At 63.1% G+C, this 23,830-nt stretch carries 21 protein-coding genes and 2 tRNA genes; 13 read left to right on the forward strand and 10 right to left on the reverse strand.

Features of this window, described 5'->3' with window-relative positions; translation table 11 throughout:
* Positions 1 to 6: 6 nt before the first annotated feature.
* The gene (locus tag LB559_RS02315; RefSeq protein ID WP_027162384.1) at positions 7 to 3,381 is read right to left on the reverse strand and encodes a DUF3971 domain-containing protein; all 3,375 of its coding nucleotides are present in this window, start codon (positions 3,379 to 3,381) and stop codon (positions 7 to 9) included.
* 95 nt (positions 3,382 to 3,476) lie between these two features.
* Between LB559_RS02315 and LB559_RS02320 the strand changes: the two genes are divergently transcribed.
* Complete coding sequence (locus tag LB559_RS02320) at positions 3,477 to 3,944, forward strand: peroxiredoxin (protein WP_023810305.1); 468 nt, start codon at positions 3,477 to 3,479, stop codon at positions 3,942 to 3,944.
* Positions 3,945 to 4,094: 150 nt separating this feature from the next.
* Positions 4,095 to 5,399: a M23 family metallopeptidase gene (locus tag LB559_RS02325; RefSeq protein WP_063171953.1), complete on the forward strand. Its 1,305-nt coding sequence runs from the start codon at positions 4,095 to 4,097 to the stop codon at positions 5,397 to 5,399.
* Between the two features lie 49 nt (positions 5,400 to 5,448).
* Here the strand turns inward: LB559_RS02325 and LB559_RS02330 are convergent, their stop codons facing one another.
* Both LB559_RS02330 and LB559_RS02335 read right to left on the reverse strand, forming a co-directional pair.
* A complete protein-coding gene (locus LB559_RS02330) occupies positions 5,449 to 6,678 on the reverse strand; it encodes a M20 family metallopeptidase (protein WP_224672954.1) in 1,230 nt (409 codons plus the stop codon).
* Positions 6,665 to 7,843 carry a M24 family metallopeptidase gene (locus LB559_RS02335; RefSeq protein WP_024504582.1) on the reverse strand — a complete coding sequence of 393 codons (1,179 nt, stop codon included), beginning with the start codon at positions 7,841 to 7,843 and terminating at the stop codon, positions 6,665 to 6,667. The genes LB559_RS02330 and LB559_RS02335 overlap by 14 nt, the downstream gene beginning before the upstream one ends.
* A 222-nt stretch (positions 7,844 to 8,065) precedes the next feature.
* On the opposite strand from LB559_RS02335, the gene LB559_RS02340 reads away from it, so the two are divergent.
* The 6 genes from LB559_RS02340 to LB559_RS02365 all read left to right on the forward strand — a co-directional run bounded on the left by LB559_RS02340 (position 8,066) and on the right by LB559_RS02365 (position 13,651).
* On the forward strand, positions 8,066 to 9,232 hold the full coding sequence (locus LB559_RS02340) for an ROK family transcriptional regulator (RefSeq protein WP_063167798.1): 1,167 nt from the start codon (positions 8,066 to 8,068) through the stop codon (positions 9,230 to 9,232).
* Positions 9,229 to 9,993 (forward strand): ATP-binding cassette domain-containing protein, encoded by a 765-nt coding sequence (locus tag LB559_RS02345; protein WP_013532175.1) that lies wholly within the window; start codon positions 9,229 to 9,231, stop codon positions 9,991 to 9,993. Before LB559_RS02340 ends, LB559_RS02345 begins: the two co-directional genes overlap by 4 nt.
* Before the next feature lie 39 nt (positions 9,994 to 10,032).
* A complete protein-coding gene (locus LB559_RS02350) occupies positions 10,033 to 11,073 on the forward strand; it encodes a sugar ABC transporter substrate-binding protein (protein WP_027162389.1) in 1,041 nt (346 codons plus the stop codon).
* 145 nt (positions 11,074 to 11,218) lie between these two features.
* The gene (locus tag LB559_RS02355; protein ID WP_013532177.1) at positions 11,219 to 12,214 is read left to right on the forward strand and encodes an ABC transporter permease; all 996 of its coding nucleotides are present in this window, start codon (positions 11,219 to 11,221) and stop codon (positions 12,212 to 12,214) included.
* A gap of 13 nt (positions 12,215 to 12,227) precedes the next feature.
* On the forward strand, positions 12,228 to 12,998 hold the full coding sequence (locus tag LB559_RS02360) for an SDR family NAD(P)-dependent oxidoreductase (protein ID WP_013532178.1): 771 nt from the start codon (positions 12,228 to 12,230) through the stop codon (positions 12,996 to 12,998).
* Positions 12,995 to 13,651, forward strand: coding sequence for a GNAT family N-acetyltransferase (locus LB559_RS02365; RefSeq protein WP_224672955.1), 657 nt, complete (start codon positions 12,995 to 12,997; stop codon positions 13,649 to 13,651). Before LB559_RS02360 ends, LB559_RS02365 begins: the two co-directional genes overlap by 4 nt.
* 1 nt (position 13,652) lies before the next feature.
* On the opposite strand, the gene LB559_RS02370 is transcribed toward LB559_RS02365, so the two are convergent.
* Positions 13,653 to 13,728 (reverse strand) — tRNA-Val (locus LB559_RS02370).
* A 216-nt stretch (positions 13,729 to 13,944) separates the two neighbouring features.
* Between LB559_RS02370 and LB559_RS02375 the strand changes: the two genes are divergently transcribed.
* Positions 13,945 to 14,021, forward strand: a tRNA-Asp gene (locus LB559_RS02375).
* A 129-nt stretch (positions 14,022 to 14,150) separates the two neighbouring features.
* Here the strand turns inward: LB559_RS02375 and rbsK are convergent.
* The 3 genes from rbsK to LB559_RS02390 are packed head-to-tail and all read right to left on the reverse strand — an operon-like array spanning position 14,151 to position 16,617.
* Positions 14,151 to 15,080, reverse strand: coding sequence for a ribokinase (gene rbsK / locus LB559_RS02380; RefSeq protein WP_224672956.1), 930 nt, complete (start codon positions 15,078 to 15,080; stop codon positions 14,151 to 14,153).
* A 4-nt stretch (positions 15,081 to 15,084) separates the two neighbouring features.
* On the reverse strand, positions 15,085 to 15,537 hold the full coding sequence (locus LB559_RS02385; RefSeq protein WP_013532181.1) for an RbsD/FucU family protein: 453 nt from the start codon (positions 15,535 to 15,537) through the stop codon (positions 15,085 to 15,087).
* Positions 15,538 to 15,558: 21 nt separating this feature from the next.
* Complete coding sequence (locus tag LB559_RS02390) at positions 15,559 to 16,617, reverse strand: ABC transporter ATP-binding protein (RefSeq protein ID WP_024504587.1); 1,059 nt, start codon at positions 16,615 to 16,617, stop codon at positions 15,559 to 15,561.
* Between the two features lie 289 nt (positions 16,618 to 16,906).
* Between LB559_RS02390 and LB559_RS02395 the strand changes: the two genes are divergently transcribed.
* The 3 genes from LB559_RS02395 (at position 16,907) to LB559_RS02405 (ending at position 20,725) form a co-directional block, all read left to right on the forward strand.
* Positions 16,907 to 18,571, forward strand: coding sequence for an ABC transporter substrate-binding protein (locus tag LB559_RS02395; protein ID WP_013532183.1), 1,665 nt, complete (start codon positions 16,907 to 16,909; stop codon positions 18,569 to 18,571).
* An 88-nt stretch (positions 18,572 to 18,659) separates the two neighbouring features.
* Positions 18,660 to 19,781 (forward strand): carbohydrate ABC transporter permease, encoded by a 1,122-nt coding sequence (locus LB559_RS02400; RefSeq protein WP_024504588.1) that lies wholly within the window; start codon positions 18,660 to 18,662, stop codon positions 19,779 to 19,781.
* A gap of 26 nt (positions 19,782 to 19,807) precedes the next feature.
* Positions 19,808 to 20,725: a carbohydrate ABC transporter permease gene (locus tag LB559_RS02405; protein WP_013532185.1), complete on the forward strand. Its 918-nt coding sequence runs from the start codon at positions 19,808 to 19,810 to the stop codon at positions 20,723 to 20,725.
* A gap of 38 nt (positions 20,726 to 20,763) precedes the next feature.
* On the opposite strand, the gene LB559_RS02410 is transcribed toward LB559_RS02405, so the two are convergent.
* Both LB559_RS02410 and LB559_RS02415 read right to left on the reverse strand, forming a co-directional pair.
* Positions 20,764 to 21,507, reverse strand: coding sequence for a creatininase family protein (locus tag LB559_RS02410; RefSeq protein ID WP_224672957.1), 744 nt, complete (start codon positions 21,505 to 21,507; stop codon positions 20,764 to 20,766).
* A 3-nt stretch (positions 21,508 to 21,510) separates the two neighbouring features.
* The gene (locus LB559_RS02415) at positions 21,511 to 22,077 is read right to left on the reverse strand and encodes an SIS domain-containing protein (protein WP_013532187.1); all 567 of its coding nucleotides are present in this window, start codon (positions 22,075 to 22,077) and stop codon (positions 21,511 to 21,513) included.
* A 178-nt stretch (positions 22,078 to 22,255) separates the two neighbouring features.
* Between LB559_RS02415 and LB559_RS02420 the strand changes: the two genes are divergently transcribed.
* Complete coding sequence (locus tag LB559_RS02420) at positions 22,256 to 23,278, forward strand: aldo/keto reductase (RefSeq protein WP_063167791.1); 1,023 nt, start codon at positions 22,256 to 22,258, stop codon at positions 23,276 to 23,278.
* Between the two features lie 86 nt (positions 23,279 to 23,364).
* Here LB559_RS02420 and LB559_RS02425 read toward each other — a convergent pair whose 3' ends face one another.
* Entirely contained in the window at positions 23,365 to 23,637 is a 273-nt protein-coding gene (locus tag LB559_RS02425) for an HU family DNA-binding protein (RefSeq protein WP_006201846.1), read from the reverse strand.
* Positions 23,638 to 23,830 lie beyond the last annotated feature (193 nt).

The following is a 23,830-nucleotide window of genomic DNA, read 5'->3' on the forward strand; positions in this document are numbered from 1 at the left end:
ACTCGGTCACCGATACTCAAAAATCGACCTGAATATTCCGGGCGCGATCACCGACAGCGGATTGATGTCCAGCAACGGCTTGTTGGCGTTGCCTTTGAGCCGGTAGGTGACGCCGATCAGGCCACGGTCGCGGCCATTGCCGAGCAGCGCGCCAACGATGGGCAATTCGCCGAAGATGCGATTGAGGCCATAGACCGGCATGAACGTGCCGGTCATGTCCATGTTGTTGTTCTGGTCGTAGAGCGTGCCCTGGAACGTCGTGCCGATGCGCGGTCCGCGCAGCACGCCATTGGCCAGTTTCAGATAGCCGCTGCCCTTGTCGATCTCGGCGTAGCCGCGTTCGAACTTCACCCGCGACGTATCCAGCTTGCCCTTGACCGCCTGGTTGAGGCTGCGGTTGTCGCCGGCCGGCGTGGTCGAGACGATGGAGGCGAGTTTCGGTTCGTTGACGACGAAAAAATTGCTGGTGTCGACCTTGCCCTTGAGCGATCCGTCGCTCGGCCCGGCCAGTGCGAGCGTGATCACGCCGCCTTCCATATGTTCGTAGATGTTGAGGAACCTCAGGATGGCGCCGGCGTCCGCGGACTGCATGTTGAGCGTGCGCCGGCCGGCGCCGGTCGTGTTGCTGATCGATATGGCCGCACCTGAACTGGCCGTGGCGCTGACCTTCAGCCCGTTCACCCGCGAGCCGGCCGCGCTGTAGTCGAGCTTCAGATTGGACAATTGCTCGTCGTGGAAACCGGTCAGCCGGTCGACATCGGCGCTGACGGAAATGGCGTCGGAACCGGTGGTCTTGGTAGCCGTGTCGACGTCGGAGGTGAACTGCTTGATGAGCGAGCGGGCATCGAGCGCGTTGCCCGATATGTCGACCGCATAGCCCTTGCCGGACCGCTTCACCGACACGGCAACGTCGTCTCCCCTGTTCAAGGTGACCTTGCTGAACCGCGCCGACGACAAGGCGCCATTGACCAGCACGATGCTGCCGTCGACGGAGAACGTCTTTCCGTCGAGATTGAAATCGGACAGCGTCGTGGTGTCGCCGGACTTGGTCATGACGAAGGTGACGTTGGCGGGCACCCCCGCCCCCTTGCTCCAGCCCGCCCAGGGAATGTCCAGCCTGGCGTTGGTCAGATCGGCCGAGACGTTCTGGTCGCCGCTGCCGTTCTTGTCGATCGCCACCTTCACCGTTCCGGCAAGCAGCGGCTTCAGGCCGGGCATGGCGGCGGCGCGGATCTTGTCGTCGAGCACCAGGGCCACCTTGCGGCTGCGCGCCGGCCCCTCATCCCTGAGCGGCTCGATCAGATCGAGTTCGGCCGGAATGCCGTTCAGCAACGCCTTGGCGGAGATCACCGCCTTCTCGGGGTCGACCGTGATCGAACCGTCGGCATCTGTCACGACCTGTCCTTCGAAGGGCTTGGCCAGGGACATGCCGGTGTAGTCGAGCGACACCAGCCAATCGAGCTTCGAGGAGTCGACGCCGGACTGCAGCGGAATATCCGCCTTGACGTGACCGGTGACGCTGCCCGACAGGTCCTCCGGCAGAATGCCGACATGGCGCATGGCGTTGATCGGCTCGTAGGATGCGAGTTCGGCAACGGCGGATGCGTCGCCGTCGACATCGATGTCGAGCGCGCCGACGACCGGCGGGCGGTTGGCCGCCTTGACCGTCAGCGTGCCGTTGCTGGCCGCCACGGTGCGGCCGCTGGGCATGTAGACGGTGCCCGAGGACAGCGAGATATCGACATCGTTGCCGTGGAAACCGACGACGCCGACCGCGTCGCGTATCGGCGGGATGCGGCCGGCGGTGTCGAATCGCGATCCCTCGATCTGGAAGCGGCCGAACACCTCATCGGCCGAAAGCGGCACGCCGTTGCCGAGCCGGCCCGGCACCACCTGGAACTGAAGGTTGGCGTCGACGACACGGCCGCCGAACAGATTTGCCAGCACCCACAGCCGGGCATTGCGCGCCGAAAACCACGGCCATAGCTGCTTGACGTGAGAGACCTGCATGTCGTGGATGTTGAACGCCAGATTGATCCCCGGCACTTTGCCGTCGACGAACGCCACGGCGGCGGTGCCAAGCACCTCGCCGGAGCCGGCGGACCGAAGCGCGATCTGCTCGGCCACCAGTTTGTGGCTCACCGTGTTGTAGACACCGGCGATCCGGGCGAGGAAGGTGAGCGCCGGCTCGGGCGACTCCGAAGGCGCAAGCGACGATCCGTCGCTGGTCAGGTCGTAGCGATAGGAGGGCTCTTCACCCACCGCTCCGCTTGCCGGCTTCGGCCCGATCGAACCGGCGAAATCGAATGTCGAGCGGCCGGTCTTCAGCAGCAATCTGTCGACCTGGACCTTGTTGCTGCCAGCAACCAGCGTCGCATTGATATCGACGTCCGCCGCCAGCAATCCTCGCGTGCCGAGATCGAGGACAGAGCCCGTCGATGACAAAGCGGCCGTCAGCCGCGATGCGTTCACGCCGAATCCTTCCGATCCCGTCAGCTTCAACGCGACGGGTCCCAACTTGCCGGCAGCGGCCGCGCCGGTGTCGGCCAGATCGACGCTCGCATCCAGCGCCGTGACCCGGTGCGCCGCGATATCACGGGTGGCGGTAGCGGCAACCGTAAGCGTCCTGCCGTCGATGTCCGCCTTCGAAGAAAACTGCATGCCTCCCGGTCCCGACTGCACGACGGTGGCGTCGGTGATCTTGACGAGCTTGATCGCTCCGGTTTCGGGCAGCACGAATTCGACATTGCGAAGATCGATGCGACGCAGCGAATCCTCCCGCACGGCATCGAGTGCGTGGTTGATGTTTCCGAACACCGCGGCGGACAGCTTCTCCGGATCGATGAGGCCGTCCGCATTGCGCAGGCCGGCGGTCCAGTCGCCGCCTGACGGCATCGCCGCCACGACGATGCGGGCATCCGAGATCCTGGCGCTGGTCAGCCGCACATCTCCCCACAGCAGCGGGAACAGACGCACGCCGAAGCGCACGCGGCCGGCATCGGCCATCGGCTTGCCGTCTGATGTCTTCAAGCTGACGTCGCTGACCTGAAGCGCGATGAAACTCGAACCGTCGAGCGTGATGCGGGCAGGCCCGACCGCGACATTGACATCGACGCCCGCCAGTTTCTCAAGCGCCGTTTCCGCCTCGGCGCGAAGCCGGTCGGCTCCGATGCCGGAGGCGCCAACCAGATAAACGAGCACGGCGGCCAGCAGCACGAAAGCGACCAGACCGGCGAACAATCGCGACAGGATGCGAAAACCGCGTCCGATCGACGCCTGACCAAGCGGCGGCACACGGCAGGCGGACGGAAAGGTCCCCAGGTCGGTGATCTCATCACGCCTGAACCGGATCTTCTCGTGCTGCGGTCGCTCCTGATCCACGCAATTTTCCGTTGTACGAACTCGATCGTGGACGAATCCCCGTCCGACACTATATCGGTGTGGCTTCGCGCGTAACCTCAAACAAGGGCATCGGTATGGCTGACCTCGACGTAGGCGATCTCGCGCCGCAATTTGACCTGCCGCGGGACGGCGGCGGATCGGTCAGCCTTGCCGCATCGTCCGGCAAGCCCATCGTGCTCTATTTCTATCCGCAGGACGACACAACAAGCTGCACGCAGGAGGCGATCAGCTTCTCGCAGTTGAAGCCGGAGTTCGAGAAGGCCGGCGCCGTGGTGATCGGCCTGTCGCCCGACCCCGTCAAGAAGCACGACAAGTTCAAGTCGAAATACAATCTCACCATCGACCTCGCCGCCGACGAGGAACGCAAGGTAATCGAGGCCTACCATCTGTGGGTCGAGAAATCGATGTATGGCCGCAAGTATATGGGCGTCGAGCGCGCGACGTTCCTGATCGGCCGCGACGGGCGGATCGCCAGGATCTGGCGCAAGGTCCGCGTCAAGGGCCATGCCGAAGAGGTGCTCGAGGCCGTTCGAGCGCTTTGAGGTTTGCCGGCGAGGCTGGCCCAGGTTCCCTTGCAACCTTACGCACGCCTGGCGGGCAATCGCTGTGAGCAAGCTATCGCTGCAAGCCTTTGTTAACCCTAATAATGTGTAATCAAGCTGTCGTGGTGTCGTAAACGAAAGCTTGGTCCCGTGAACGCAACCGGTCAGTCCGCAGTCTTCGGCAAGCGTAAGGAGCCCCATACGGTCATCATCGCCCGGGGCAACGAGATCAGGCATTTTACGATCCGACCGTGGCTGGCGGCCTTTATCGGCTCGGCGCTGGCCGCCATTGCCGTCGGCTACCTCATGGCCACCTCCTATCTCGTGCTGCGCGACGATTTGATCGGCGCCACAACGGCGCGTCAGGCGCGCATGCAGCAAGCCTATGAAGATCGCATTTCGGCGCTTCGCGCCCAGGTCGACCGCATCACCAGCCGCCAGTTGCTCGACCAGCAGCTGATGGAAACCAAGGTCAGCGAACTGCTTGAACGCCAGAGCCAGTTGAGCCAGCGTCATGGCCGCCTTGGTCCGCTGCTCGAACGCGCCGAGAGCGAGGTCGGCGCAGCGCCGGCCGAAGATCCGGCAGCGGCTGCGAAGCCGGACAAACGCGCCGAAGCGACCGGCAGCATCAAGGAGCCCGCGCGGAATTATGCGGTCGCCAGCCTGAGCGCCGATCTCGGCGCCGGCGACACAAGGCCGTTCTCGCTGTGGTCAACCCGCTCCGATCCGCTGCCCAATGATTCAGCCGCCGATCGTGCCGACAAGCTCTTCGTCTCCATCAACCAGTCGTTGAAATCCATCGAGAGCGATCAACTGACCCGCATCAGCACGCTTGCCGACAATGCCTATAAGAGCGCCGATGCCATCACCCAGGCGCTCGAGGCGGCCGGACTGCCCGTCGACAGCGACTTCGGCAAGGGCGACAGCGACGTCGGCGGACCGCTGATCCCGCTCGACAGTTCGATGATGTTCGACAGCAAGGTCAAGGAATTGGACGAAGCGCTTGATGCGCTCGATCATCTCAAGAAAGAAGCGCGCCAGCTGCCGCTGACCAACCCCGCGCCGGGCCACTCCGTCACCAGCCCGTTCGGCGTGCGCACCGACCCTCTCCTTGGCACCGCCGCCCTGCATTCCGGCATGGATTTCAGGGCGCCGATCGGCATGGCCGCAAAAGTCACGGCGCCTGGCACCGTCACCAAGGCAGGCTGGAACGGCGGCTATGGCCGCATGGTTGAAGTCGACCACGGCAATGGTTTTGCGACACGTTACGGGCATCTCAGCGAGATCGACGTGACCGTCGGCGAGAAACTGGACGCCGGCGCCGTCATCGGCAAGACCGGTAGCAGCGGCCGCTCGACCGGCCCGCATCTGCACTACGAAGTCCGCCACAATGGCGAAGCGATCGATCCCTTGCGCTTCCTCACGGTCGGCAAGAAGGTCGCCCAGTATCTGTAAGCGATCCCAGGCTCCTGCCCCATGCGCCGATGACCATCATGATGGCTGACTAAGGCGCTCCCGTCGACAGAAACGCCGTCGCTGCCGCAACCAAGGTGGTCGCGCCGACCTTCAACGCGGCCTCGTCGATACGAAACCGGGCGTGATGGAGCGGAAAGACCGATCCGATCTCCTCGTTCCGGATTCCCAGCCGAAAATAGACCGAAGGACGTTTCTCGCTGTAGTAGCCAAAGTCGTCCGCGATCGTCCATCCGGGCGTGTTGAGGACGTTGTCGGCACCGATGCAGGCCTTGGCGCTGGCGGCAATCAGCTCTGTCATCTCGACATCGTTGACGACGCCGGGTTCGCCCTTGTGGATGTCGACCTCGACACGCGCGCCGTGGCTCGTCGCCATACCCTCGGCTATCGTACGAACGCGGTGCCAGGCCCGCTCGCGGGTTGCATCGCTGCCGCTGCGGATGGTGCCTTTCAACGTGACCCTGCCGGCGGTGACATTATATGCGTTGCCGCCATTGATGGCCGTGACGGAAATCACCAGCGGATCGTACGGATCGGTCTCGCGCGAAACGATCTTCTGCAATTCGCTCACCAGGGAGCAAGCCACGGCCAACGCATCGACACCTTCATGCGGTTTTGCCGCGTGTGCCGCCGAGCCGATGACGGCCACATCGAACGTGTCACAGGCCAGAGTATAGGGACCGGAGCCGACGGCGATCTTGCCGGTCGGTGTGTACGGATCGACGTGGACGCAGATGGCGGCGTCGATGTCGTCGAGAAGCCCCTCTTCCACCACCCGCTTGCCGCCCGACGGTTCGTCCTCCTCCGCCGGCTGGAAGATCAGGCGAACGGTACCGCCAAAACTGTCCCGCGACTGGTGAAGATGCGCGGCCACCGCGAAAGCCATCGATGCATGGGCGTCGTGACCGCAGGCATGCATCACGCCTGGATTCGTCGATGCATAATCGACACCGGACTCCTCCTCGATCGGCAAGGCATCGATGTCGGCGCGAATGGCGATCTTTCGATTTGACGGCCTGCCGGCGCCGACAATATCGACGGCAAGGCCAAAGCCGGCGACGTCGCGAATATCGACGATTCCCTGATCCACCAGCATCTGCCTGAGGTAACGCTGCGTGCCGGCCTCTTGGTTCGAGAGCTCGGGATTGCGGTGCAGATGGCGACGGACCTCGATCATCCGGTCGAGAATTCCGGCGTCGATATCGGTCGTCACGGTTTTCACAACACCACCCGCCGTGGCCGAACCCTCAGGATTTGACATGGATCTCTCGCGGGAACTTCGTCAGGGTCTCGTGGCCGGTTTCGGTGACCAGGATGGTCTCGCTGACCTCGATGCCCCAGCCGTCCATCCACATGCCAAGGATGGAATGAACGACGTTGCCCGGTTCAAGCACCGTCTTGTCGCCCGGCCTGAGGCTGATCGTGTGTTCGCCCCAATCCGGCGGATAGGCGACGCCGATGGAGTAGCCGATGCGCGATTCCTTCTTCAGTCCATAACGCTGGATGACCTTGCGCCAGGCAGCTTCGACCGCTTCGGCAGTCGTTCCCGGCCTGACCGCGTTGAGCACCGCGTCCATGCCCTCGATCACCGCTTTGGCGGTATCCGAGACATTTGTCGGCGTCTTGCCAAGCTGCATGGTCCTGGCGAGGCCGGCAGCATAGCGGCGGCAAACGCCGGCAAGTTCCAGCGCAATCGTCTCGTTTTCTCCGAACCGCCTGTCGCTCCACATGATGTGCGGCGCCGAGGCATTCTCGCCACCGAGGATTGTCGGCGGAAGCGCTGTGATGTCGCCGGCAAAATCCGGGCTGCCCGCGATCTGCGCCGCCTGGATGGCGGCGATGGCGTCGCATTCGCGAACGCCCGGCGCGATCACCTCGAAGGCTCGCGTGACGGCCGCTTCGGCGAGCGTCGATGCCTTGCGCAAATAGGCGATCTCCGGCGCCGATTTGACCGCCCGGATCCAGTTCACCAGCAGGTCGGCATCGTGCCATTTTGCATTGGGAAGTCCGGCGACAAGCCGGGCGTGCGCCTTGGGGGAGAAATAATAGGCTTCGAGTTCGATGCCGATACGGCGACTCCCCCAGCTCTTGGCGACAATCCAGTTCGCAATCCAGTCCATGGGATGGCGATCGCCTCGCTGGACATGGTCTTCCGGAAAGCCGACCACGTTTTCCGGTTTCATCCAGGCTGTCAGAAGACCGCCGGCCGCATCCATGGCGCGCCCGATCCAGACCGGCTCGACCTCCTCGATTGGAACCAGCACCATTTGCGGCGTGTAGAACGACCAGCCGTCATAACCGGTGATGTAATGCTGGTTGGCAACGTCGTTGACGACAAGAAGCTCGAGACCGCGCTTGGCCATCTCGGTGCGGATCTTGCGAAGCCGCTGTCGGTACTCGTCGCGGGCAAACGGCAATTCGATCATCTTTGCTCCATGCTTTGTCATCAACGGTCGCGGGTTCGCTCACCATTGAAGAGGTTTCGCCATGGCGGCAATCGGCCAGGGCGGCGTGTGGGCAGGTCCTGAACCGGGTACGTCCATACCCGGCCTTCCCCAGATTTGTGTTTCACTATCATTTATTTTTGAATTCCATTTGACTGAATAAATAAGCGGTGCCAAGCTATCCTCTCCTAAGGGGCGCAAGGCATGGCACTGCGGGGGACCAATCAGGAGTTCGGGCGGCCATACAACCGGCGCATCGTGCTTGAGTCCATCCGCCTGCACGGGCCGATCGCGCGCGGCGAGATCGCCCGGCGCGTCGGCCTCACCGTCCAGACGGTATCGACCATCGTTCGCGAACTGGAAGATCAGGACTACATCCTGTCGCTGCGCGAAGAGCCGAGGGGGCGCGGCCTGCCGCCGGCGACGCTCCGGATCAACCCCGAGGGCGGCTATGCCGTGGGTATCCACATCACTCCGCTTGGTATCAGCGCCGCCTTGATCAATCTGAGCGGCGACGTGATCGAGAGCATCTACCGCGAAGCGCCGAACGCGACGCCGGACCGCGCCTTCGAGTTGATCGGGGCGATGGTGGTGGAATTGACCAGACTGCGGGCTGGCGGACGGGTGCTGGGCGTCGGCATGGCCCTGCCCGGCCCCTTCGACGTGGAGTCCATGAGTTTCGTGGGGCCGACCACCATGACCGGCTGGAAGGATGTGGCGCTGCGCGAACGGCTGGCGGCCTCCACCGGATTGCCGGCCTTCTTTGAAACCGATATGGCCGCGGCCGCCATGGGCGAGCGTCTCTACGGCCTCGGCGCCCAGTTTTCCGAGTATTACTATCTCTATTTCGGCGTCGGCCTTGGCGGCGTCATGGTTCATGACGGCAGCGCCTTGCGCGGCGCCTGGGGAAATGCCGGCGAGATCGGACACATTCCCGTCATTCCCGGCGGCGAGGCCTGCCCGTGCGGCAACAGCGGCTGCCTCGAAAGATATTTGTCGCTCGAGGCGCTCCGGCGCTGGAACGGCAGCGAGGCCGACTGGGTGGCCGAAGTCGCACCGATCTTTCACAACGCCGTCGCCGTCATCGAGAACCTGTTCGACCCGGAGACGGTCATCCTCGGCGGGCTGGCATCCACCGACCTGCTCGAAATGCTGGCTGGTTCGGCCGCAGGCCTGCACAACTCCGTCTCGGCTCGCAAGGACCGCACGACGCCCAGGGTCGTGGTCGCACGCGGCGGACAGCATTCCGTGCTGCGCGGCGCCGCCGCCCTGGCGGTTTCCGGGGTTCTGTCACCTCGCTTCGGGCAGATGTTTGCGGCCGAACGCGAACGCGAGCGCGACCTTCTCAAAGGCAGGGAGATTGCGGCATGAGTGAACCCCTGCTGGTGCTCGACAACGTCACCAAGAACTATGGCGCGATCGAAGCGCTCAAGGGGATCAGCTTCTCGATCGGCAAGGGCGAGGTCGTGGCGCTGCTGGGCGACAACGGCGCCGGCAAATCGACACTGGTGAAGATCATATCAGGCGGACTGGAGCCGACATCGGGCCGCATGCTGTTCGAGGGCAAGGAATTCCTCGCCAAATCACCGGCCGAGGCCAAGGCGGCCGGCATCGAGACCGTCTACCAGGATCTCTCGCTGTGCACCAATGTCGACGTGGTCGCCAATTTCTTCATGGGCCGCGAGATCACCCGCAAGTTTCTCGGCATTCCCGTGCTTGACGAGCGCGCCATGGAAGCCGTCGTCGGAAAGGCGCTGGCCAATGCCGGCACCCGCATTCCCTCGCTGCGGGCCAATGTCGAGCATCTCTCGGGCGGCCAGCGGCAAGCCATCGAGCTCAACCGCTTCGTGCACTGGGGCGGCAAGCTGGTGCTGCTCGACGAACCATTCGCCGCCCTCGGTGTCGAACAGACGCGACGCGGCCTCGACATGATCCGCCAGGTGGCGAACCAAGGCATCGGCGTCGTCATCATCACCCATATCATGCAGCAGGCTTTTCAGGTCGCCGACCGGATCGTGGTGATCCGCCAGGGCGTCGTGGCCGGCGATGTCGCACGCAATAAAACAAGTCCCGACGCGGTGATCAACATGATCACCGGTGAGACGCTTGCCGGTGCCGGACCGACAGGCTGAGGGACAAAAGAGGGGTCCGGCTTAAGAGGAGCGAACGACATGAAGCGAATACTTCTTGCTGTCTTCGGTATCCTTGCACTGGCCTTTGCCACGCTCACGCCGGCATTCGCCCAGTCCAAGGGTATCGTCTACTATATGGTGCCGACCCTGCTGGACGAGTTCCAGACCGGCTCGGTGAGCGCGCTGGAACTGTTCCTGAAGCAGACCGGCTACGAGATGAAGACGCTGAACGCCGACAACAAGACCGACGCCCAGCAATCGCAGATGAACGACGTCATCGCGCTGAAGCCGGCGGCCATTATCCTGGCTGCAGTCGACTTCAATGCGCTGAAACCGTCCATCGAAGCCGCACGCGCCGCCGGCATCCCGGTGGTCGAGTTCGACCGCCAGATCACCTCGACCCCGTCCGACTTCACCTCTGTCGCCGGAACGGTCGAGATCGGCTACGTCGCCGCGGATCAGGCCGAGAAGCTGCTGAAAGCCAAGAACGGCTCGGTGAAGGGCAAGGTTCTGCAGGTGCTCGGCGACCCCGGCGATCCCTACACGCTCGACATCCAGAAGGGTTTTGAGGAGAAGATGAAGGCTTTTCCGGACGTCAAGATCATCTCGCTTCCGGCCATGCAATGGGAAGCCAGCAATGCCGGCACAATCGTTGCCGACCAGATGCTGGCCAATCCCGACATCGACCTGATCTTCAGCCATGCCGCGCACCTATCGGTCGCCGCCGTCGCCTCGCTCGAGGCGGCCGGCAAGAAGCCGGGCGACGTCATGCTGATGAGCTCGAACGGCGCTCCGGTCGGCCTCGACCTGATCCGCAAGGGCTGGCTCAACGCCGAAATCGAGCAGCCGCTTTACGCGCAGGCCGCGGCTGTCGCCATGTTCATGGACAAGATCGTCAAGAAGCAGGAAATCAAGCCCGGCGAATACGACGTGCTCGGCCTGAAATCGACCGTGACCAAGGAATCCTGGGGTCCGAACATCAAGATCCCCGGTGCCGCGATCACCAAGGAAAACGTCGATAATCCGGCCTTCTGGGGCAACCAGAAGCCGCCGACGGACACCGTCAAGTCGGTCGAATAGTCATCTGAAGCGCTCCGGGCCGTAGCGGCCCGGAGCCTGCCTTTTCACAACGCCGCGTCCGAAAGGATGCCGTGGCGAATTTGAATCCGCGCCTGAACCCGACGGAATCGAGTTGATTTCGCGGGGGCGCCAACCGGATCAACCCATGAACCCGCGCACACGCAAAGCCCTGGAGTTCGTACTCGACAACCTCGTCTGGTTCATGCTGCTGTTCGTGCTGGTGGTCTTCTCCATCTTCGTCCCGAACTACTTTCAGCTCGGCATCTTCGCCAACATCATCGAGGCTTCGAGCGTGCTCGGCGTGATGTCGATCGGCCTGGCGCTGGTGATCATCGCCGGTCACATGGATCTGTCGGTCGAATCCGTCGCAGCGCTCAGCGCTATGGCGGTCGGCATCCTGTTTTGCTCGTCGGGCATCGGCATGGGCGTGCAGCTGCATCCCGAGTGGCTGATGGTTCCGGTTTCGCTGCTGCTGGCGCTGGCAGTCGGGGGTCTCATCGGCGCCTTCAACGGCTATCTGGTGGTCAAGGTGAAGATGAGCGCCTTCATCATCACGCTGGCGTCCTACATCTGGGTGCGCGGCCTCGTGTTGGTCGTGTCGGGCGGCCGCTCGGCGCAGGACCTGGCGCCGGCCATCCGCTGGTTCGGCATCCAGCGCCTTGTCGGCCTGCCGCTCACCGCCTGGATCGCGGTTGGCTGTTTCGTGGTCTTTTCGCTGATCATGGCCAAGACGCCGTTCGGCCGGCATCTGGTGATGATCGGCGGCAACGAGACGGCGACCTTCCGCGCCGGCATCCGGGTGAACCGCAATCTCATCATCGCCTTCGTGCTCGCCGGCGCCATCGCCGGCCTCGCCGGCTGGCTGCTGGCGATCCGCACGTCGGGCGCCACCGCCAATCTCGGCGTCGGCTTGCTGTTCAACGCCTTCGCCGCGGTCGTCATCGGCGGCGTCAGCCTCAAAGGCGGCGTCGGCACCCTCCCCGGCGTCTATGCCGGCGTGCTTTTGCTCTCGGCCATCAACACGGCGATCAATTTGATGGGCCTGCCGGCCAATTTCACCCAGGTGATTCATGGCCTGCTGGTGCTGGCCGCGGTGCTGCTCGACGCCTTCAAGCAAACCATTCGCCAAAGACTCGCATGACAGGACGGCTCGCATGACAGGACGGCTAAAAGACAAGGTGGCGCTCATCGTCGGCGCCGCCCGCGGCATCGGCAAGGGCATTGCGCTCCGCTTTGCCGAAGAGGGAGCGCGGCTGGTGCTCGCCGACACCGAAGTCGAGGCCGGGCAAGCGACCGCTGGCGAGTTGGGCGTCCCCTTCATCCGCACCGACATCTCGCAAATGAGCGACGCCGAGGCCGCCGTGGCGCTGGCGCTGAAGCAGCATGGCCGTCTCGACATCATCGTGCAGAATGCCGGCATCTATCCCTGGCAGCTGATCGAGAACACCAGCGCCGACGACTGGGACCGCGTCATGGCGGTCAATCTGCGCGGCACCTTCAATGCCAGCCGCGCGGCCCTGGTGCCGATGAAGGCGCAACGCTTCGGCCGCATGCTCTACACCTCCTCCATCACCGGTCCGCATGTCACCAGCCCGGGCCATGGCCACTATTCGGCCAGCAAGGCCGGCATCAACGGCTTCATCCGCGCCGCGGCACTGGAATTCTCCGGCTACGGCATCACCGTCAACGGCGTCGAGCCCGGCAACATCCTGACCGAAGCGATCGAGCTGCATCGCGGCGAGGCGTTCATCAAGAACATGGAGGATTCCATCCCGCTTGGCCGCCTCGGCAGCCCGCGCGACGTCGCCAATGCCTTCCTGTTCCTCGCCTCGGACGATGCCAGTTACATCACCGGCACGACCATCGTCGTCGATGGTGGGCAGTTGCTGCCCGAAGGCAGCGATTTCCGGCTCGTTCCGCCATGATCATCGATTTCGGCGATGGCTTCTTCCTGCGCCAGGCGACCGAGGCCGACCATCCCGCACTTGCCATGATCTGCCTCAAGACCGGTGATGCCGGCCAGGATGCAACCGGTCGCGAAGACGCTCCGGATCTGTTGGGCCAGATCTACACCATCCCCTACCAGGTGCTGGAGCCCGACCTCGCTTTCATCGTCGATGGGCCAACGGGCGCCGCGGGCTATCTGCTGGGTGCAAAAGACACAAAGGCTTTCAATGCCGGCCTGGCCGCAAAGTGGTATCCGCGCCTTCGCGCGCAGGTGACCGATCCCGGACCCGACCGCACACGCTGGAGCGGCAGCGACTGGGCTCGCCACCAGATCCATCATCGCGACTTCACCATTCCGCCGGCCCTGGCTGCCTACCCTTCGCACGGTCATATCGACCTCTTGCCGCAAGCGCGTGGCAAAGGCATCGGCCGGCGGGCGATGGCTTTTCTCGAGCAAAGGCTCGCCGCGCTCGGATCACGCGGGCTTTGCCTCGAAGTGATGCCGGACAATCACAACGCGCTGCGCTTCTACAGGGCCATCGGATTCGCAGTGTTGCGGGAGCCGGGATTGCCGGACCACAGCATCTATGTCGCCAAACGGCTGACAACCGCACCGGAAGAGATCGTGTGAATGGTGGGCGATGACGGGCTCGAACCGCCGACATCTTCGGTGTAAACGAAGCGCTCTACCAACTGAGCTAATCGCCCGCTCCGGGCCGGACCTTTAAGCTGTCAGGGTCCGCTTCGCAAGGCCAAATGAGCGCAGGACGCCCTGGTTGGATGCCGGTTTTGCCAACAAAACGCCGGCTGTCAAAAAACCTTCTCCTGTTTGCTGTTATGATGGTTTGGTGCGCTTGACACCCGGTGGCGAACCCCTTATCCAGCGCCCCAACGACGAACACGGCTGACACGTGTTCGCCATGCGCGGGTGTAGCTCAGTTGGTTAGAGTGCCGGCCTGTCACGCCGGAGGTCGCGGGTTCGAGCCCCGTCACTCGCGCCATTTCTCTCAAGGGTATCAAGCCCTTGGCTTTGGAGAAATGTCGACATTGATTGTCAAAAATGTTGTCTTGCAAGAGACCTGAGGTAACTCAGGTTCTTTTGGCCCGCGCCTAGGTCTGGCCCCGCAAGATCATCCTCTCGCCAGCAGCGCCTCGACCTCCTGCAGCGTCGGCATGGATGGCGCAGTCCCTGGCCGGGTCACTGAGATTCCGGCGACGGCGCAAGCGAAGCGCACCGCCTGCAGCGGTTCCACGCCCCTCGAAAGTGCTGCCGCAAGCCCGCCATTGAAAGCATCGCCTGCCCCCGTGGTTTCGACCACCGGGCCGGCGCTGACGGCTGGAACGTGGTCGGAGCGATCTTTCGAGTGCAAAAGCGCGCCCTTGTCGCCGAGCGTGACGATGACTGTGCCGACCCCCTTTTCGAGCAGACTGTCGGCGGCGGCTCGCGCCTCGTCGACCGAGGACACCTTCATCCCGGTCAGTTCCTCCGTCTCGGTCTCGTTGGGCGTGAGGTAGTCGCAGAGCGTGTAGATGCGGTCGGGAAGCTTTGCCGCAGGGGCTGGGTTGAGGATCGTCGTCACCCCTGCCCCACGCGCGATCTCCAGCGCCCGCATGGCTGCTTCGATCGGCTGTTCGAGCTGCGTGACAAAGACACCGGCATTGCTGATCAATGCGGCATTGGCTTCGATATCGGCTGGAGAGATCAGCATGGCAGCACCGGGGCTGACGATGATGGCGTTGTTGCCGGTCGTCTCCTCGACGAAGATGTAGGCCGCGCCGGTGTAGCTTTCCGGCGTATCGATGACGGCATCCTTGACGCCCGCCTGCGCCCAGGTCTGCCTGGCCATGTCGGCGAAGGGATCGACGCCGAGGCGGGTGAGGAAGGTGACGTCGGCGCCGAGCTTGCCGGCGGCCACCGCCTGGTTCGAGCCCTTGCCGCCGGGACCCAGCGTGAAGGATGTGCCGAGGATCGTTTCGCCCATGCGCGGCTGCCGCTGCGCCCTGTAGGCGGTGTCGGCGACGAACACACCCAATATGACGACCGGCTTGCCCGAAGCCATGCCGCTACTCCGCATCCGGCGGCACGACGCCCTTGCGGAAGGCGAAGCAGCCATAGAAGCGGCGTTCGCCGGTCTGGATGACACAATAGGCTTGTTTGGCGCGCTCGTAGAAGGCGTAGCGCTCGACCGCGATCATCGGCCACGACTTGCCCTCGGCCTTATCGACTTCCTTCTGCACTTCCTTCTGCACTGCAGGAATCTCGTCCGGCTTGTCGACGATTTCCATGCGCGCGGCCGAATCGTCGACGAACGTGTCGAGCGGGTAGAGCGACAGCACCGCCTTGACCACTTGCGCGGCCGAGGCATCGATGCGCAGCACGCGGCCGAGCGCCGTCTGGCGCGCCACCGAATCGGACGGAAAATTGGTGTCGGCGATGATCAGATCATCGCCATGCCCCATTGCCCGCAATGCCTGCAGCACGTCGGCATTGAGCAGCGGGTTGATGCCTTTGAGCATGGTATTCCTCGTGAGTTGAGATCAGAGACGCTTGCCGGTCTCTGCGTCGAAAAGATGGATCTGGTCGAGCCTTGGCTTCAGCTTCAGCGTATCGCCCGGCTTGAAGTCGTGGCGCTCGCGAAACAGCGCCACCATCTCGCCTTCGCCGAAGCGCAGGAACACCAGCGTTTCCGAGCCGGTCGGCTCGACCACCGAAATCTTCGCCGGCACGCCGTCGGGATGGATCTCGAGGTGCTCCGGTCGCACGCCATAGACGACCGCTTGACCGTCCTGCGCGGCATTGCCCGATCCGATCGGGAACAGCGTGCCTGCGATGTCGACACCGGGCTTGTCGCCCTTGCGCATGGTGCCCTTGAGCAGGTTCATCGAAGGCGAACCGATGAAGCCGGCGACAAACAGGTTGGCCGGGCGGTCGAACAGTTCCAGCGGCGCGCCGACCTGCTCGATGCGGCCGTCGCGCATGACAACGATCTTGTCGGCCATGGTCATGGCCTCGATCTGGTCGTGGGTGACGTAGATGGTGGTGGTCTTCAGCCTCTGGTGCAGTTCCTTGATCTCGGTGCGCATCTGCACGCGCAGCTTGGCGTCGAGATTGGACAGCGGCTCGTCGAACAGGAACACCTGCGGATTGCGCACGATGGCGCGGCCCATGGCCACGCGCTGGCGCTGGCCGCCGGAAAGCTGGCGGGGATAGCGCTTCAGATAGGGATTGAGGTCGAGGATGTCGGCGGCGCGCTTGACCCGCTCGGCGACCACGGCCGGATCGGTTTTCCTGAGCTTGAGCGCGAAGGCCATGTTCTGCTCGACCGTCTTATGCGGATAGAGCGCATAGTTCTGGAACACCATGGCGATGTCGCGCTTGGCCGGCGGCAGATGATTGACGACGCGGTCGCCGATGGCGATCGTGCCGGCGGAGACGGTCTCCAGCCCGGCCACCATCCTGAGCAGCGTGGACTTGCCGCAACCCGAAGGGCCAACCAGCACCACGAACTGTCCGTCTGCGATATCGACGCTGACTTCGTGCAGAACCTTGACCGTTCCAAAGGCCTTGGCCACCTTGCTGATCGCGACTTGCGCCATGTCTCCCCCATCGGCTCCATTAGCCGTAGGCGCAGAAGCTAACCAACGCGACCTGCCAGGGCAAGTCGGTCCCTTATAGATAAAAACCCGCTCTCGTTGACACGGCGTTGGGTTGTGAGAATAGTGGCAGGCGCTGGTCAAAATGTCGGTGCCCGATCCGCAATCGGAACTTCAATCGACGCAGGGTGGGGTCCTGCCTAATTCGTTTCCGAAACGGGAGCCTCGTTGGCGCTCCGGCGTCCGACAGTTGGCCGATTTATTCACACTGATGTTCTGGGAGGAATAGGCGATGAGAACGGGTCTTTACGACAAACTGGTTCGAGCCGGCGCCACAAGGCGCGACATATTGAAGGGTGCGGCAAGCATGGCCGCGATCGCAGCCGCATCCGGCGCCGGACTTGGCGCCTTGACGCGCCCGGCCTCCGCGGCAAGCGAATTGCGCACAAAAATCCTGCAGATCCCCGGCGTCGGCAAAGGCCAGCCGACGGACGCCGATTTCCAGAAGGTCGGTGAACTCTGCCTCGAAGCCACCAAGGCCAATGTCAAGGAAGGCGAATTCGCCGGCGTCGAGCTGACCTTCATGGGTCTCAACAACCAGAACCTGCACAATGTGCTGTTCCGCGGCTTCCTGAAGCCATGGGAGACCTATACCGGCGCCAAGATCAACTGGATCGACCTGGCGCAGGCCGACTACAACGCCCGCCTGCAGCAGTCGATCGCGACCGGGACCGTCGACTTCGACATCATCGAAATGGGCGCGCCGTTCGAAGGCGATGTCTGCGGCAAGGGCCTGACGTCGGAAATGCCCGACTGGGTCAAGACCCAGATCGATTTCGACGATCTGGTCAGCTATCTGAAGCCGCCGGTCGGCACCTGGGACGGCAAGCAATACCGCGTGACCGTCGACGGCGACGCGCACAACTTCAACTACCGCACCGACGTGTTCGCCGATGCCGACCTCGCCAAGGCCTGGAAGGACGGCGGCGGCGAAGGTGAATGGGGCGTGCCGAAGACCTGGCAGCAGGTTCAGGCGGTGACCAAGTTCCTAAAGGGCAAGAAGCTCAAGGACCAGGACGTCTATGGCTATCTCGACGCGCCGAAGCCCTGGGGCGGCTTCGGCTTCTATTTCCTTGGCAGCCGCGCCACCGCCTATGCCAAGCACCCCGACGACAAGGCCTGGCTGTTCGACGCCGACACGATGAAGCCGCGCGTCAACAATCCGGCCTGGGTGCGCGCCATCCAGGACGTCATCGACGCGCTGCCCTCCGAACCCGCCGACCAGATCAACGCCGATCCGAACACGACCGCCTTCCAGCAGTTCCTGGCCGGCACCGGCTCGATGGTCACCTGGTGGGGCGACGTCGGCTCCAACGTCAAGACCAACGACTCTTCCGTCGTCGGCGACGTCACCGGCTTCTCGATCCTGCCGGGCTCGGACGATGTCTACAATGCGAAGACCGGCGCCTGGGACAAGCTCGCCAGCGGCCCGAACTATGCGCCCAACTGCGCCTATCTCGGCTGGGGCGTCTATGTCATGGCCCGCGTCGATGCCGACGAAAAGAAAAAGAAGGCGGCATGGTCCGCTGCAGCCCATCTCGGCGGCAAGGACCTGTCGATCTGGACGGCGATGTATCCGTCGGGCTTCCAGCCTTACCGCAACTCGCATTTCGACATTCCCGAATGGGTGGCGGCCGGCTACGACGAGGCCTTCATCACCTCCTACCTCAAATCGGAATCCGACAGCTACAACCATCCGAACGCGGCGATCGAGCCACGCATCCCCGGCATCTTCCAGTACTACAGCGCCGCCGAGGACATCCTGGCCAACACTTTCGCGGGCAAGATGAAGGCGCAGGAAGGCGCCGACGCCATCGCGGCGGCATGGGAGAAGCTGACCGACCAGATCGGGCGCGACAACCAGATCAAGCTCTACAAAGCTTCGCTCGGCATGTAGGCTGGCCTATGAACCGTGGTCCGGCGGCAACGCCGCACCACTTTAGACAGGCTCCGGCTCCTCGAGAGCCTTCAAACGGGCGAGATTTGTGGCTGACCAGACATCGACCGCGAACCCGTGGCCGGCAGATGCCGGCACTTCCGATCTGATCTCTCCAGGCCGTAAACGCCTTGGCTGGGCGCTGATGGCCGTTGCGACGCTTGGCCTGCTGGCGACGATCGTGCTGGAGATCCTCTACAAGGGCAGCCCCGATACGATCGGCTTCGAGACCTGGCGCCCCGTCGTCTATGCCTATGTGCTGTGGGGCGTGGCGATCGGTGTCGGCCAGGTGCTGACGCGCGGCGAAGACGGCCAGCGTGCCCTGTTTCTGCTGCCGGCGCTGCTGTTCACCATCGCCATGGTGATCTTCCCGACGCTGTTCGGTTTCTACATCGCACTCACCGACTGGAACCTCAGTTCCTTCAGCGGCCGCCGGTTCAACGGGCTCGACAATTTCTGGCAGATGCTGGGCGATCCCTACTACCGCAACGCGCTGTTCAACATGGTGCTCTACGTGCTGGCGGTGGCGGTCGAATATGTCATTGCCTTCGGCTTGGCGCTGCTCCTCAACGCCCAGATCCGGGCGCGAAAATTCTTCCGCGTCGTCTTCCTGATGCCGCTGATGCTGTCGCCGGTCGCGGTGTCGTGGATGATCGGAAAATCGCTGATGGAATACAGGTTCGGACCGGCCGCAACGCTGGCGCGCCATCTCGGCTGGGAAAATCCGGCCTTCTTCTCCGATCCGATCATCGCGCGCATATCGATCATGATACTGGATGCCTGGACCTTCATTCCGTTCATGATGATCATGCTGCTGGCCGGGCTGCAGGCGATGTCGCGCGAGGTGCTCGAAGCCGCACGCGTCGACGGCGCCAATGCGTGGCAGACCTTCTGGCAGGTCACCTTCCCGCTGATGCTGCCGGTGTCGGTGACGGCGGTGGTCCTGCGCATCATCTTCAAGCTGAAGCTTGCCGACATCATCATCACCGTGACGTCCGGCGGCCCCGGCGGCGCCACCGATTCCGTGTCGAGCTTCATCTACCGCGAATACCGCGACCGCTCGAATGTCGGCTACGGAACCATGCTGGCGATGGCCTATCTGGTGATCATCGTCGTGTTCGTCACGTGGTTGTTGAAATTTGCCAACCGTTTTGTCCGCAATGTCAATTAAAGCAAGATGGGGGTGAATTGAGCCCGATGAGCGTTCAGACCACCGAATATGTCGCCTCGGAGATCCGCTCGCCGGCGAGCTTCCTCGCCAGCCGCGTCTTCATCTATGGCGCGCTGGCCTTCTGGGCGTTCATCTGCCTGTTCCCGATCTATTGGACGATCACGACCTCGTTCAAGACCGCAGTCGACGTCACGCAAGGCCATCTCATCCCCTTCGTCGACTTCCAGCCGGACTGGAAGGGCTGGCGTTCGCTCGGCCTGTCGCCGGACTCGATCTTCCAGACCTCGACCGTGCGCGAGGAGTTCCTCAAGCGCTTCATGAATTCGGTGATCACCTCGGTCGGCGCGTCGAGCCTCGCCATCATCATCGGCAGCCTCGCCGCCTACGGGCTCACCCGCTATCGCTACCATTTCGCCTGGTTCAAGAACGAGGACATCTCGTTCTTCTTCCTGTCGCAGCTGATCCTGCCGCCGGTGGTGCTGGCACTGCCCTTCCTGGTGCTCTACCGCGAGGTCGGCCTGCTCGACACGCGCATCGGGCTGATCCTGCTCTACACGCTGATGGTGCTGCCGATCGTCATCTGGATCATGCGCGACCAGTTCAACTCGATCCCGGTCGAGCTCGAGGAAGCCGCCCTTGTCGACGGGCTGTCGATCTGGGGCGCGTTCTTCCGCATCGTCATGCCGATCGCGCTGCCGGGCATGGTCGCCGCCTTCATCCTGGCGATGGTGCTGTGCTGGAACGAGTATTTCTTCGCCGCCCTTTTGACCTCGACCGACGCCAAGACAATTCCCGTCATGGTGGCGAGCCAGACCGGCTCGCAAGGCATCAACTGGTGGTCGATGGCGGCACTAGCGACGGCGGCCATCGCGCCGCTCGCCGTCATTGGCATCGCGTTGGAGCGCTATCTGATCATGGGCATGACCGCGGGCGCGGTGAAGTAGCATGGCGCCCTCTTACCTTGGGAGAAGGAAGAACCGCGCTAGGGCCTTAGAATCATCCGCAGATGATCCATGATCATGGCCACGCCCTTCTGCCCGAGCTCGGCCGAGGCGTCCTTGGCACTCGCCGTATACCAGCCGGTATTGTCGGCGAAGTGATTGGCATCGACAGCCTCCGGGCATAGCGCCAGCATCAGCGAGGTCTCGCCGATGCCGGCATGGTCGAACGGGTACTTGCCGTTCATGTCAGCCGACATCAGCGGATGCACCTGCACCCAGTTGAAGAAATTTTCACCCGCCGCGTGTCCTGAATAATAGTCCGCCATCGCCTGCGACCCCCACCAGCCCTCGCCGCGCTCCTTTTCGAGGAAGCGGAAGATCGCCTGGCGGCCGGCGGCCTTGAACGCCAGATCGGTCGGCATGCCGGCGGCAAAGTTCTCGGTCTGGTGGTGGATAATGGCGTGGATGTTGCGAAAGCCGATGCGCAGCAGGCTGTAGAACAGCTCCTCGCCGAACGGCGCCAGCGCATTGCCGCCGACCTGCACCGAGCCGCTGCCTTCCGGCGGCGCCACCGCATAGCTTGCCGCACCGTAGTAGAAGGGCGGCAGGATGACGACGTCCTTCTCCTTTTCGAACAGCTCCAGCGTCTTGATGACGGCCAGCGTGTCCATGCCGACGGCCATGTGCTCGCCATGGTATTCCAGCACGCCGAGCGGCAGAGCGACCGGCCAATTCTCGGCGATCGCCCTGCGGATCTGGTGTGGCAGCATCAGTTCATAGCGCATGATCTATTCCATGTTGGTGTGGCGGGCGCGCATGGCTTCGGGCGACGCGCCGGTCAATTCCCTAAGCTTCAGCACCATCACCTCAAACAGCAGGAACAGCGCGCCTTCGAACACCGAGCCCATCGGCAGGACCGATGTTTTTTGCGCCCCCTGATCGTTGGCCATGGTCTGCGCGGGAATGAGCAGCGTGAAGTCGGCAAGCCTTGCCGCGCTGCCTTCGGCCTGGGCGGTCAGCAGGAGATTGGTTGCACCTGCTTGGCGCGCGACCTGCATCAGGGTCAGCACGGTCGAGGTTTCTCCCGGCCCGGAACTGACCAGGAAGACATCGCTCTGCCCCAGCGGCGGCGTGTTCATGTCGCCGACCACGGAAACCGGCAGGCCCAAATGGTAGAGCCGCATGGCAAAACCCTTGACCTGCAAGGCCTCGCGGCCGCAGCCATAGACGACGATCTGTCGCGCGCCGGCCAGCATTTTGCAGGCGGCGTCGATCCGGCTTTCGTCGGTGCGTGCCAGCACGCCACCCAGCTCCTCAAGTGCGGTCTCGAACAGGCTTTTGCTCTTGTCGCTCACCGCAAACCCGCCATTGAAAAATCACCCTGGTATTTGCCGCTCTTGCTGCCACGAACAGCTTGATTTCGTTCATGCTAGCAACCGCGAAAATGCGTGTCCAACGCGCAGCTATGCTTTTGCCTGATCACAGGCGTGATAGTGTCATGTCAGACAAATCAGGCGAGGCAAACAGCAGGATATGAAGACACGGCATTTCGACCGCATCGGCAATGGCGGCATCAGTTTCACCGAGCTCGGCTTCGGCGCGGCGCCGCTCGGCAATCTCTACCGTGCCGTCTCCGACGAGGACGCCAACGCCACGCTGGAGGCCGCCTGGGCGACCGGCTGCCGCTACTACGACACCGCGCCGCTCTATGGGCTCGGCCTCTCGGAAACGCGGCTCAACCCGTTCCTGCGCGGCAAGAAGCGCGACGACTATGTGCTGTCGAGCAAGGTCGGCCGCATCATGCGTGCCTGCCCGCCCGAAGAGCGCACCGGCATCGGCAAGTTCTTCGACACGCCATCACGCCGCGAGGTGTACGACTACAGCTATGACGGTGTCATGCGCTCGTTCGAAGCCTCGCTTGAGCGCCTCGGCGTCGACCGGATCGACATCCTCTTCGTGCACGATGTCGACATCTTCACGCATGGCAGCAAGGAAGCCTCCGACCGGCGCATCGAGGAGTTCATGCGCTCGGGCTATTACGGCCTGCTGTCGCTGCGCGACCAGGGCGTGATCAAGGCGTTCGGCGGCGGCATCAATGAGTGGCAGGTCGCGCAGACGCTGGCTGAGCGCGGCGACTTCGATCTGTTCCTGCTGGCCGGGCGCTATACGCTCTTGGAACAGGAGGCGCTGACGTCCTTCCTGCCGCTCTGCCAGGCACGCGGCATCGGCATCGTTCTCGGCGGACCCTACAACTCCGGCATTCTCGCAACAGGGCCGAAGCCCGGAGCCTACTACAACTACTCCGAAGCGCCGAAGGACATACTCGACCGGGTCGCCGGGATCGAGAACGTCTGCAAGCGTCATGGTGTCAGGCTGATCGAGGCCGCCCTGCAATTCCCGCTGCTGCATCCTTCAGTCGTTTCGGTGATCCCCGGTGGCCAACGGCCGAGCGAAGTCGAGAGCAATCGCTCGCTGCTCGATGCGAAACTGCCCGCAGCACTTTGGGCGGATCTCAAGGAGGAAGGTCTTATGCGCACTGATGCGCCGACCGCATAAGCCGGCCGCGTCGCGTCAGCGTTGGGCACCAAAATGAAAAGCCGGGCAAGCCCGGCTTTTCTGAGGTCTCTGAAAAGAAAAAACGCTTAGTTGACTGCGTCCTTGAGGCCTTTGCCGGCCGAGAACTTCGGCACGGTACGCGCCGGGATCTTCACTTCGGCGCCGGTCTGAGGATTGCGGCCGGTCGAGGCGGCACGCTTTGACACGGTGAAATTGCCAAAGCCGACAAGCCGGACATCGCCGCCCTTCTTCAGTTCGCCGGTGATCACGGAAAATACCGCATCGACCGCCGACTGCGCGTCACCCTTCGAAATGCTCGCGGCGTCGGCGACAGCGGACACCAGTTCGTTCTTGTTCATAAAAATTCCCTTCCATGAGAACACCGGAACTATCGACTCATCCGGCAGGAAACGGACTTTAGAAAGAAGCGCTCCCGCAACCAAGTCGAAAAGGCAGGAAAAAAGCGGAAAAAGCCCGGAATTCCGGGGTTTTTCACATGAAAAAGCCGGGCGTCAGGCCCGGCTCTCCGTTTGTGCGCTGCAACCTCGACGA

It is taken from the genome of Mesorhizobium sp. BR1-1-3 (assembly GCF_020165455.1).
In the GTDB taxonomy this organism is placed as follows: domain Bacteria; phylum Pseudomonadota; class Alphaproteobacteria; order Rhizobiales; family Rhizobiaceae; genus Mesorhizobium; species Mesorhizobium ciceri.